The sequence below is a fragment of the Pseudomonas kitaguniensis genome (assembly GCF_009296165.1).
GTDB classification, from domain to species: domain Bacteria; phylum Pseudomonadota; class Gammaproteobacteria; order Pseudomonadales; family Pseudomonadaceae; genus Aquipseudomonas; species Aquipseudomonas kitaguniensis.
Genome location: NZ_VUAZ01000167.1, coordinates 1 through 11927, shown reverse-complemented (window position 1 = coordinate 11927; position 11927 = coordinate 1). Strand labels below are relative to the sequence as shown.

Here is an 11927-nt window from a genome sequence, read left to right as displayed (position 1 = left end):
GTGGGGCGAGAGCGTTTTGGTAACTTTTGACTGGGCCGGCTTCCGGATCTATCAAAAGTGACTCGCTGTAAGAGCGAAACCGATACAAGCCATCCCCCAAAGAACGGATATGCACAAAAATCCAAAGAACACCCCGAACCCGCTTGCCGCGCGACAGCGCCACATCAAAAATGCAGTGGGGCCTCCCACAATTCACTGAGTTCAGTCAGTCCGGGATCGGCAAGTTCAAGCTCTCCTTCACTTCCTCCATCACGATATAGCTCTTGGACTCGCGCACGTGGGGCAGCTTGAGCAGAATATCGCCGAGCAATTTGCGATACGAGGCCATCTCCGAAATCCGCGCTTTCACCAAGTAGTCGAAGTCTCCCGACACCAAGTGGCACTCCAGCACATGCGGCAGTTTCAGTACGGCGCGGCGGAACTCTTCAAAGGTATCGCCGGATTTGTAATCGAGGCTGATCTCGACGAATACCAGCAAGCTGCCCTTCAAATGCTGCGGATTGAGCCGCGCGTTGTAGCCCATGATGATGCCTTCGCGCTCCAGCCGGCGGACCCGCTCGGTACACGGCGTGGTCGACAGCCCAACCTTTTCCCCAAGCTCGGTGAACGAGATGCGCCCGTCGGTTTGCAGGATGCGCAGGATATTGCGGTCGATCTTGTCCAGCTCCCGCTTGGTCTGGGTGTTGGTACGCATAGGGGATACGCCTCTGTGAAAAGGGTTTTTGCCGAGAATTGTCGCCAAATATAGGCAGTTATATAGTGAAATGCACTGCCAATTGCTTTTTATACTGCGCCTATCATTGCTCTAACAACACACGTCAGCGGCCACGCCGCGATGAGGGTCTGAAAATGCGCGTTCTGGTCTTGGGTAGCGGCGTCATTGGTGTGACCAGTGCCTATTATTTGGCGCGGGCCGGCTTTGAAGTGGTTGTGGTCGACCGTCAGCCCGCCGCTGCCATGGAAACCAGTTTCGCCAACGCAGGCCAGGTCTCGCCGGGTTATGCGTCGCCATGGGCCGCGCCGGGCGTGCCGCTTAAAGCGTTCAAATGGTTGCTGCAGCGCCACTCGCCGCTGGCGGTCAAGCTGACCGGCGAAATCAATCAATACCTGTGGATGGCGCAGATGCTGCGCAACTGCACCGCCAGCCGCTATGCGGTCAACAAAGAGCGCATGGTGCGCCTGTCCGAGTACAGCCGCGATTGCCTCGACGAGCTGCGTGCCGAAACCGGCATTGCCTACGAAGGCCGCAGCCTGGGGACTACACAACTGTTCCGCACTCAAGCCCAATTGGATAACGCCGCCAAAGACATCGCCGTGCTGAAAGAATCCGGCGTGCCATTTGAGCTGCTCGATCGGGCCGGTATTGCCCGCGTCGAGCCGGCCCTGGCCAGCGTTACCGACATTCTCGCGGGTGCCCTGCGCCTGCCGAATGACCAGACCGGCGACTGCCAGATGTTCACCACGCGCCTCGTGGGAATGTGCAAGCAGTTGGGTGTGGAATTCCGCTTCGAGCAGAACATCCAGCGCCTCGATTACGCCGGTGACCGTGTCAACGCGTGTGGATCGACGGTACGCTGGAAACTGCCGACCGCTACGTGCTGGCCCTCGGCAGCTACTCGCCGACGTTGCTCAAGCCGTTGGGGGTCAAGGCACCGGTGTACCCGCTCAAGGGGTACTCGTTGACGGTGCCGATCACCAACCCGGCGATGGCGCCGACTTCGACCATTCTCGACGAGACCTACAAGGTCGCGATTACCCGTTTCGACAATCGCATCCGCGTCGGTGGCATGGCTGAGATAGCCGGTTTTGACCTGTCGTTGAACCCGCGTCGACGTGAAACCCTGGAGATGATCGTCAACGACCTTTATCCTCAGGGCGGTGATTTGACCGAGGCCAGTTTTTGGACCGGCCTGCGCCCAACCACACCCGATGGCACGCCAATTGTCGGTGCTACCCCGTTCAAAAACCTGTTTCTGAATACTGGCCACGGTACGCTCGGCTGGACCATGGCCTGCGGCTCTGGTCGTTTGTTGGCCGACCTGATTGCGAAAAAAACGCCGCAGATCAGCGCCGAAGGCCTCGATATTTCCCGCTATGGCAACCACCAGGAGTCCGCACACCATGTCAATCCAGCGCCAGCTCACCAATGAGCGCATGAGCCAGCTCGTCGTTCACAGCGGTACCGTGTACCTGGCAGGGCAAGTCGGCGACGACATGAGCGCCGGGATTGAACAACAGACCCGTGAAACCCTGGTCAATATCGAGCGTTTGCTGGACTTGGCAGGCACTGACAAAACCAGGCTGCTCTCGGTGACCATCTACCTGAAAGACATCGACGCCGATTTTGCCGGGATGAACGCGGTGTGGGACAAATGGCTGCCCAAAGGCGTGGCTCCGGCGCGTGCCACGGTTGAAGCCAAGCTGTGCGAACCAGAGATTCTGGTAGAGCTGTCGGTCGTGGCCGCGCTGCCTTAAACCCTTACCCCTTTCGCGGCGCCGACCTTATTGGTCGTGCGGTTTTTCTTCACTTTGCCGCCTAGAAGCCTGCCGCCATGCGTCCTGCCCGTGCCCTGATCGACCTCCAAGCCTTGCGCCACAATTACCGATTGGCGCGTGAAGTTACGCGCGCTAAAGCCCTCGCCGTGGTCAAGGCCGATGCCTACGGCCATGGCGCGGTGCGTGTGGCCCAGGCGTTGGAAGCCGAGGCCGACGGGTTTGCGGTGGCGTGCATCGAGGAAGCATTGGAGCTGCGTGCGGCCGGTATCCGCGCGCCAATATTGCTGCTCGAAGGTTTTTTTGAAGCCAGCGAGCTGCCGCTGATCATCGAGCATGATTTGTGGTGCGTGGTGCATTCGTTGTGGCAGTTGGACGCGATTGAGCAAACCCGGCTGAGCACGCCGCTGACCGTGTGGCTCAAGCTCGATTCGGGCATGCACCGCGTCGGCCTGCACCCCAAGGATTACCAAGCGGCTTATCAGCGCCTGCTGGCCAGCTCGAAAGTGGCCAAGATCGTTTTGATGAGCCACTTCGCCCGCGCCGATGAGCTTGATTGCGTGCGCAGTCATGAACAAGTGGCGGTGTTTGAGGCGGCGCGCCAAGGCTTGTCGGCCGAGGTAAGCCTGCGCAATTCGCCGTCGGTGATGGGCTGGCCGGGTGTGGCCAGTGACTGGGTGCGCCCGGGCATCATGCTCTACGGCGCCACGCCGTTTGGCGACGAACAGGCGGTGGCCGAGCGCTTGCAGCCGGTGATGACCCTGGAATCCAAAGTCATCTGCGTGCGCGAACTGCCGACCGGCGAGCCGGTGGGCTACGGTGCCAAGTTCATCACCTCAAAACCGATGCGTATCGGCGTGGTTGCGATGGGCTATGCCGATGGCTACCCGCGTCACGCACCCACAGGCACGCCGGTGCTGGTGGCAGGGCAGCGCAGCCAATTGTTGGGGCGGGTGTCGATGGACATGCTGTGTGTCGACCTGACCGACCTGACCGACCTGCCGCAGGCCGGCCTCGGTTCCACGGTGGAGCTGTGGGGCAAAAATATCCTTGCCAGTGATGTCGCCGCCGCCGCCGAGACCATCCCTTACCAGATCTTCTGCAACCTGCGCCGCGTGCCGAGGCTCTATTCCGGCGCTTGAGAGTCGCGCACGAGCGGGGCCGGCCAGGATTTAGGCCAAGGTGTTGTAAATACTGAACGCTGTCGCCATGATAACGCTCAATTACAACAAAGCCTGAATCCTAGGAGGCTCCTGCATTGGACGTCGGCGAACGACTGCAATCCATCCGTAAACTCAAGGGTCTTTCCCAGCGTGAGCTCGCCAAGCGCGCGGGTGTCACCAACAGCACCATTTCGATGATCGAAAAAAACAGTGTCAGCCCCTCAATCAGCTCCTTGCGCAAGGTGCTGGGCGGCATTCCCATGTCGATGGTCGAGTTCTTTTCCGAGGAGATCCTCCAGGAAAAACCGACGCAGATCGTCTACAAAGCCAATGAGCTGATCGACATCTCTGATGGCGCCGTCACCATGAAACTGGTCGGCCGCGCGCACCCTAGCCGTGCCATCGCGTTTCTCAACGAGATTTACCCACCGGGCGCCGACACGGGCGTAGAGATGCTCACCCACGAAGGCGAAGAAACCGGAATTCTGGTGGAAGGCCGCCTGGAATTAGTGGTGGGTCTTGAGACTTTTGTGCTTGAAGCGGGCGATAGCTACTACTTTGAAAGCACCAAGCCGCACCGTTTCCGCAACCCGTTCGACGTGCCGGCGCGACTAATCAGCGCAGCCACACCCGCAAATTTTTAAGCATAGAGGCGCCCTGCCAGCGTTGTAGAGGCGCCCGCGGCCGTATTTGGTGGCGCTTAATGTCCCTTTGTTTAATAGGGTTGTTTCGGCCGAGCGGGCTACCCGCTATACTCTCGACGCCTGTGAAACCGTGGCCGCAGGCGTGAATAGCCACCATGAGGGTGAACGCGTGAACCTGATTATGAAAATGCTGGCTGCACCAGCAACCTTACTAGCCCTATGGGCTGTCAGCGCTCAAGCTGCGACCAATGATGAGATTGCCAAGCGTTTGGAGCCTGTTGGCCAAGTCTGTGTTCAGGGCCAGGAATGCAAAGGGATGGACGTTGCCGTGGCTGCGGGCGGCGGCGCTGCAAAAACGCCGGACGAAATCATCGCCAAACACTGCAATGCCTGCCATAGCACCGGCCTGCTGGGCGCGCCGAAAATCGGCGACACCGCCGCCTGGAAAGAACGCGCCGACCACCAGGGCGGCCTCGATGGCATCCTGGCCAAGGCGGTCACCGGTATCAACGCCATGCCACCCAAAGGCACCTGCGCGGATTGCTCGGATGACGACCTGAAAGGCGCCATCATGAAGATGTCCGGCCTGTAATCTGCCGCTCTTCCCCAAAAATGCCGCTTACGAGCGGTTTTTTTGTGCCTGCGTATCTCGCCTTTAGTAAGGTTTCGCGGCTGTTCATTGCAGCAAAGACCTGCCACTTTCTGTCCAACCCCTAATAATGGAATGTTCAGGAGGGTCGGATGGTGCAGTTGTGTTCAATCGAGCAAGCAGTTGACGACGTACTGGCGCGTTTGCCGGCGCATATCCACATGGGTATGCCCTTGGGCCTGGGCAAGCCCAACCTGTTCGCCAATGCGCTGTACCGGCGCATCGCCAAATTGCCCGAGCGGGCGCTGACGATTTACACCGCGTTGAGCCTGGGGCGGCCGGAATTGGGCGATGGTGTGCAGAAACGCTTTCTCGAACCCTTCATCGAACGCGTCTTCGGCGATTACCCCGAGTTGGATTTTCTCGCCGACCTGCACAACGACAGCCTGCCCGCCAACATCCGCGTGCAGCAATTCTTCATGCAGCCGGGTAGCCTGCTGCATAGCGTGTCGGCGCAACAGGATTATGTGAGTAGCAACTACAGCCATGCGGCGCGCGATATTAACGCCGCCGGCCTGAACCTGGTGGCGCAACTGGTTGCCAGCAGCAGTGAACATCCTGATCGCCTGAGCCTGAGCTGCAACCCCGACATCACACTCGACCTTATGCCGATGATCGCCAAGCGCCGCGAAGCGGGGGAGACCATCCTGATCGTTGGCCAGGTTCACACCGATTTGCCTTACATGCCGGGCGACGCCGAATTGGGCATGCATGAGTTCGACTACCTGCTCGACGAAAAGGACAGCTCCACGCTGTTTTCTACGCCGAACATGCCGGTGGGCTTTCAGGACCATTTTATCGGCCTGCATGCGAGCACCTTGGTACGCGACGGCGGCACGTTGCAAATCGGCATCGGCTCGATGGGTGACGCGCTGACCGCCGCATTGCTGGCGCGCCAGGCCGATAACGAAGCCTATCGTTTGCTGCTGACGGATCTGGACGTGTATCAGTGGGCGCCGCTGATCAGTCGAGAAGGCGGTGTCGCGCCTTTTGCGCGCGGCCTGTATGGCTGCAGCGAAATGTTCGTTAACGGCCTGCTGGTATTGGCCGACGCCGGCATTATCCGGCGCAAGGTCTACCCAGACGTGGCGACTCAAGAGCAGGCCAACGCAGGCACCCTGGATGATGCAGCACAACCCGACGGCGTCTCGATTCATGGCGGCTTCTTCCTAGGGCCACGCAGTTTTTACCAGCGCTTGCAGGAAATGACTCACGCCAAGCGCCTCGAATTCAACATGACCCGCATCAGCTACATCAATGAGCTGTACGGTCAGGAAGAGCTCAAACGCCTGCAACGCCTGGACGCGCGATTTATCAACAGCGCGATCATGGTGACGTTGCTCGGCGCAGGCGTTGCGGACCAGTTGGAGGATGGTCGCGTGCTCAGCGGCGTGGGCGGGCAGTACAACTTTGTTGCCCAAGGCCATGCATTGGAAGGCGCGCGCTCGATCCTTATTCTGCGCAGCTGGCGCGAGTCGGAAGGCGACGTCAGTTCCAATATTGTTTGGGAGTATGGTCATTGCACCATTCCTCGGCACTTGCGGGACATCGTTATCACCGAATACGGGATTGCCGATCTGCGTGGGCAAACGGATGCCAAGGTCATTGAGGCGCTGCTCAATATCACCGACTCCAGGTTCCAGGACGACTTGATCGAGCAGGCGCAAAAAGCCGGCAAGTTGCCCAAAGACTTTCAACTCGACCCGCGCTTTGCCGAGAATACGCCGGAGCGCCTCAAGGGCATTCAGGCGCGGCATCGTCGATTGTTTTCCGAGTATCCGCTGGGCACTGACTTCACGGATGAGGAGCGGGATCTGTTACGGGCGCTGAACTGGCTCAAGCGCAAATTCAAGCTGACGGAGATTTTGGAACTGGGCAAGGCGGCGCTGGATGCACCGGAACCCGAAGCGTTCCCAGAGCATCTGAAGCGGATGCGCCTGGATAAACCGGAAGGGCTGAAAGAGGATTTGTATCAGCGCCTGTTGCTCGCCGGCCTGCAAGCCACCGCGCACTGACAAGCTATAGACCGGGCACAACACTGGTCACACTGGATGTCCAGTGCAGCCAATAAACCTGGCACAACCCGGTCACTGTGGGAGGGGGCTTGCTCCCGATGGCGGCATATCAGTCACTCATGAATCGACTGACACACCTTCATCGGGAACAAGCCCCTCCCACATTTGATCTTCAGTGCAGCGAACAAACCTGATACAACCCGATCACTGTGGGAGGGGGCTTGCTCCCGATGGCGGTATATCAGTCACTCAAGAATCGACTGACACACCTTCATCGGTAACAAGCCCCCTCCCACATTTGATCTTCAGGGCAGCGAACAAACCTGGCACAACACAGGCACCGGTTACTCGATGAAAGTAACCACGCCACCCGCCAGCGACTTAACCCGCGCCAGCGATTCAACGCGGTAACCCTGCGCGTCCAACTCCGCACGGCCGCCCTGGAACGACTTCTCGATCACAATCCCCAAGCCCGCCACGGTCGCGCCGGCTTGCTTGATGATCGAAATCAGCGCCTGCGACGCCTTGCCGTTAGCCAGGAAGTCATCAATCACCAGCACGCGGTCGCTGCTGGTCAGGTGGCGCGGGGAAATGGCCACGGTGCTTTCGGTTTTTTTGGTGAACGAATACACGGTCGCCGACAGCAGGTTTTCAGTCAGGGTCAGGGATTGTTGCTTGCGCGCAAAAATCACCGGCACGCCGAGGTTAAGGCCGGTCATGATCGCCGGCGCGATGCCTGAAGCTTCGATGGTGACGATCTTGGTGATGCCCGAGTCCTTGAACAGCGCGGCGAACTCGTCGCCGATCAGTTTCATCAGCGCCGGGTCGATCTGGTGGTTCAAAAAGGCGTCGACCTTGAGAACCTGATCGGAAAGCACGATGCCTTCTTCGCGAATTTTCTTGTGCAGTGCTTCCACGGAAAGCTTCCTCTAATGGCGCGATGCGCGCCGAAAGTAGATTAAAAAGTAGTCGATTTTAGCGCTTTAACATCGCGCGTATATCCGCCAGGGCGGTGTTGCCGCGAACGGCTTTCACCTCGGTCGGGGTGTCGTCATTGCCTTCCCAGGCCAAGTCGTCCGGCGGCAGTTCATCGAGGAACCGGCTGGGCGCGCAATCGATGATTTCGCCGTACTGCTTGCGCTTGGCGGCAAACGTGAAGGCCAGCGTTTGACGCGCGCGGGTAATGCCCACGTAGGCCAGGCGCCGTTCTTCTTCGATGGTGTCGGCTTCGATGCTGGAGCGGTGTGGGAGAATTTCCTCTTCCATGCCCATGATGAACACGTAAGGGAATTCCAGGCCCTTGGACGCATGCAAGGTCATCATCTGCACGCCTTCGGCGCCGTCTTCCTCTTCCTGCTGGCGCTCAAGCATGTCGCGCAGCACCAGCTTGCCAATGGCGTCTTCGACGGTCATCTCGCCGTCTTCGTCTTTTTCCAGGGTGTTCTTCAGCGCTTCAATCAGGAACCAAACGTTGCCCATGCGGTAATCCGCGGCCTTGTCGCTGGAACTGTTGGTGCGCAGCCAGTTTTCATAGTCGATGTCCATGACCATGCTGCGCAGCGCGCTGATCGGGTCTTCGCCGGCGCATTGCTCGCGCACCTTGTCCATGAAGCGTTTAAAGCGCGCCAGGCGATCGGTAAAGCGCGTGTCGAGGTGTTCGCCCAGGCCGATTTCGTCGGTGGCGGCGTACATCGAAATCTTGCGTTCGGTGGCGTAGTTGCCGAGCTTTTCCAGGGTAGTGGAGCCGATTTCCCGGCGCGGCACGTTGATCACGCGCAAGAACGCGTTGTCGTCGTCCGGGTTCACGATCAGCCGGAAGTAGGCCATCAAGTCTTTCACTTCCTGGCGCCCGAAGAAGCTGTTGCCGCCCGACAGGCGATATGGAATCTGGTGGTGCTGCAGCTTCAGCTCGATCAGCTTGGCCTGATAGTTACCGCGATACAGAATCGCAAAATCGCTGTAAGGCCGGTCGGTGCGCAGGTGCAAGGTCAACAGTTCGACGGCCACACGCTCAGCTTCGGCGTCTTCGTTGCGGCAGCGGATCACACGGATTTCGTCGCCGTGGCCCATCTCGCTCCACAGTTGCTTTTCGAACTCGTGGGGGTTGTTCGAGATCAGCACGTTGGCGCACCGCAGGATGCGGCTGGTGGAGCGATAGTTCTGCTCCAGCATCACCACTTTCAGCGACGGATAATCGACCTTCAGCAACATCAGGTTTTCTGGCCGGGCACCGCGCCAGGCGTAGATCGACTGGTCGTCGTCGCCGACCACGGTGAACTGGTTGCGCTTGCCGATAAGCATTTTCACCAGCAGGTACTGGCTGGCGTTGGTGTCCTGGTATTCGTCCACCAACAGGTAGCGGACTTTGTTCTGCCATTTTTCGAGGATGTCGGCATGTTCCTCGAACAGTTTTACCGGCAGCAGGATCAGGTCGTCGAAGTCCACCGCATTAAACGCCTTGAGCGTGCGCTGGTAGTGCGTGTAAACAATGGCGGCGGTCTGTTCCTTGGGGTTGCGCGCGTTTTCCAGGGCTTGGGGCGGCAGGATCAACTCGTTTTTCCAGGCGCCGATCATGTTCTTGATCTCATCCACGCCGTCGTCGCCTGCATATTCCTTCTGCATGATGTCGGTCATCAGCGACTTGACATCGGCCTCGTCGAAAATCGAGAAGCCCGGCTTGTAGCCGAGGCGCGCATGCTCCTTGCGGATGATGTTCAGGCCCAGGTTGTGGAAGGTGCACACCGTGAGGCCGCGGCCTTCGCCGCCTTTGAGCAGCGAGCCGACACGCTCTTTCATTTCTCGCGCCGCCTTGTTGGTAAAGGTCATGGCGACGATGTACTGGGCACGGATGCCGCAGTTTTGAATCAGGTGCGCGATCTTGCGGGTGATCACGCTGGTCTTGCCGGAACCGGCACCGGCGAGCACCAATAGAGGGCCGCCGACGTAGTTCACGGCTTCTTGCTGCCGGGGATTGAGTCGGGACATACGGAATTCAGGGAGTCGTTGTTCAAAGGGGCGGGCATTTTAACAGGCTCGCAGAATTGTGCTCTCACAGAACGACAGTGTGACGTACCGCTCGATCTAAATTTGCCGGTTTTGATAGTTTGACGCAGGATGTGTGGGCTTTTTGCGACTAACGCCTACAGCCAGTGTATTTGATAACGCCTATCATTGGTGATTACCAGGCTGCGCGTCATAATGCCCGCCGCCAACGAAATTTTGCAGAGTCTAGGGAGCTAGCTTGTCTACGCCTGTCGAACCCTTGCGTTTGCTGCTACTGGCCGATGAGCCAGCGTGGGCAGCGTTGTTGCGCGAGTGCCTGGCGCCGATGGGCGATGGGGTTGTGCTGATCAGCGCACCCCACTGGGACTCGGTGAGTCGTTTGTTCGATGACGACCACACGGCCGTGTTGTTGACCACGCCCAACCTGCAGCCCGGTGCCGGCCGCTGCAGTTTAGCGTGCGTATTGCTATTGGAGCAGGAACCGCTGGTGGCTCCGCTCGGTGTCAGTGATTGGCTGATCCGCGATGTTCTGAGCGCCGACACCTTGCGCCGCTGCTTGCGCCATGTTCGCGAACGGGGCGTGCTGGAGAACACCTTGCAGCGCCTGGCCGAGCAGGACCCGCTCACCGGCATCGCCAATCGTCAGGGTTTCCAAACCTTGCTGGCGGCGCGCCTGGCCGAGAACGAAGGCCGCGGCTTGGCCCTTGGCCACTTGGACCTCGACAATTTTCGTCACGCCAACGACGCCTTGGGCCACCAGGCCGGCGACCGGCTTATCCTGCAAGTGGTCTCGCGGCTCAAGAGTCAGCTTGAAGCCGGCGACCAGTTGGCCCGCCTGGGCAGTGACGAGTTCGCCCTGTTGATTGATACCCGACGCGCGCCCCAGCGTGCGGAATGGATGGCCGAGCGCATCACGCAAGCCTTGGCCGAGCCCTATTGGGTCGACGGCGAAAGCCTGTTGATCGGCTGTAGCCTGGGCGTGGCGCATGCGCGCGCCAGCGCCGGTGCCGACCCATTGATGTGGCACGCGCATATCGCCATGCAGCAAGCCAAAAGCACCCAAGGCTGCACCTTTCATATCTTCAACGAACGCATCAACCCCAACGCGCGCAGCCTGGCCGATTTGGAAAGCGAGCTGCGCCGCGCGCTGCGCCGTGACGAACTGGAACTGCATTACCAGCCGCGCCTGGACCTGGACGACGGGCATATCGTCGGCCTGGAAGCCTTGGTGCGCTGGCGTCACGGCGAACGCGGCCTGTTGCCACCCTGCGAATTCGTGCCGTTGGCCGAGCAGAGTGGCTTGATCGTGCCGTTGGGCTATTGGGTTATTTCCAGAGCCTTGCGCGACATGCAAGACCTGCGCGAACGCGGCCTGCCGCCGCTGCACATGGCGGTCAACCTGTCGTTTCGGCAATTCCAGGACAGCCAATTGCTCTCCACGCTTAGCCGGCTGATTGCCGAGCGAGGGGTGGATGCGCAGTGGCTCGAATTTGAGCTGACCGAAACCGCCGTGATGCGCCGCAGTGATTTGGTCAAGCAGACCATGGACGCCCTCGGCCGCCTGGGTGTGCGGTTTTCGCTGGATGACTTCGGCACAGGGTTTTCGTCGTTCGTGCACCTCAACAGCCTGCCGATTGCGTTGCTGAAGATCGACAAAAGCTTTGTCGGCGGCATGGAAGAGCGCGAAGAAAACCGCAAGTTGGTGCATGCGATGATCAACCTGGCCCACAACCTCAACCTGGAAGTGGTCGCCGAAGGCGTGGAAACCCCCGAGCAACTGGCGCTTTTGCGTTTGTTTGGTTGCGACCAGGCGCAGGGGTATTTGATCAGCAAACCGCTGCCGCTGCCGGAATTGGTGGAGTATTTGACCTTCGGTAAGAGCCAGCAGGCGCTGCTGGGTTGAATTGCGACCCCAATAAAAACTGTGGGGGCGGGTTTGTGTGGTAGCTGGCTTGCCTGC

General features: G+C 59.4%; 9 protein-coding genes and 1 pseudogene. 7 read left to right on the top strand and 3 right to left on the bottom strand.

Annotation, left to right across the window (positions count from 1 at the left end; genetic code table 11):
* Positions 1-205: 205 nt before the first annotated feature.
* Positions 206-694 (bottom strand): Lrp/AsnC ligand binding domain-containing protein, encoded by a 489-nt coding sequence (locus F0169_RS24745; protein WP_003176896.1) that lies wholly within the window; start codon positions 692-694, stop codon positions 206-208.
* A 155-nt stretch (positions 695-849) separates the two neighbouring features.
* Between F0169_RS24745 and dadA the strand changes: the two are divergent.
* The 6 genes and pseudogenes from dadA (at position 850) to F0169_RS24715 (ending at position 6964) form a co-directional block, all read left to right on the top strand.
* Positions 850-2150: pseudogene (gene dadA, locus F0169_RS24740) on the top strand (D-amino acid dehydrogenase).
* Complete coding sequence (locus F0169_RS24735; protein ID WP_058413836.1) at positions 2122-2475, top strand: RidA family protein; 354 nt, start codon at positions 2122-2124, stop codon at positions 2473-2475. Before dadA ends, F0169_RS24735 begins: the two are co-directional and overlap by 29 nt.
* A 77-nt stretch (positions 2476-2552) precedes the next feature.
* Positions 2553-3635, top strand: coding sequence for an alanine racemase (alr, locus tag F0169_RS24730; protein ID WP_152747886.1), 1083 nt, complete (start codon positions 2553-2555; stop codon positions 3633-3635).
* A 116-nt stretch (positions 3636-3751) separates the two neighbouring features.
* Positions 3752-4300, top strand: coding sequence for a cupin domain-containing protein (locus F0169_RS24725; RefSeq protein WP_058413834.1), 549 nt, complete (start codon positions 3752-3754; stop codon positions 4298-4300).
* A 181-nt stretch (positions 4301-4481) separates the two neighbouring features.
* Positions 4482-4892, top strand: coding sequence for a c-type cytochrome (locus tag F0169_RS24720; protein ID WP_152747888.1), 411 nt, complete (start codon positions 4482-4484; stop codon positions 4890-4892).
* Positions 4893-5041: 149 nt separating this feature from the next.
* Positions 5042-6964, top strand: a complete 1923-nt coding sequence (locus F0169_RS24715) for an acetyl-CoA hydrolase/transferase C-terminal domain-containing protein (protein WP_152747885.1) — start codon at positions 5042-5044, stop codon at positions 6962-6964.
* A gap of 344 nt (positions 6965-7308) precedes the next feature.
* Here F0169_RS24715 and F0169_RS24710 read toward each other — a convergent pair whose 3' ends face one another.
* Together F0169_RS24710 and rep are read right to left on the bottom strand one after the other, a co-directional pair.
* Complete coding sequence (locus F0169_RS24710; protein WP_003195447.1) at positions 7309-7881, bottom strand: xanthine phosphoribosyltransferase; 573 nt, start codon at positions 7879-7881, stop codon at positions 7309-7311.
* Positions 7882-7939: 58 nt separating this feature from the next.
* Positions 7940-9949 (bottom strand): DNA helicase Rep, encoded by a 2010-nt coding sequence (gene rep, locus F0169_RS24705; protein ID WP_058413831.1) that lies wholly within the window; start codon positions 9947-9949, stop codon positions 7940-7942.
* Positions 9950-10205: 256 nt separating this feature from the next.
* On the opposite strand from rep, the gene F0169_RS24700 reads away from it, so the two are divergent.
* The gene (locus F0169_RS24700; protein WP_122251802.1) at positions 10206-11870 is read left to right on the top strand and encodes a putative bifunctional diguanylate cyclase/phosphodiesterase; all 1665 of its coding nucleotides are present in this window, start codon (positions 10206-10208) and stop codon (positions 11868-11870) included.
* Positions 11871-11927: the final 57 nt, after the last annotated feature.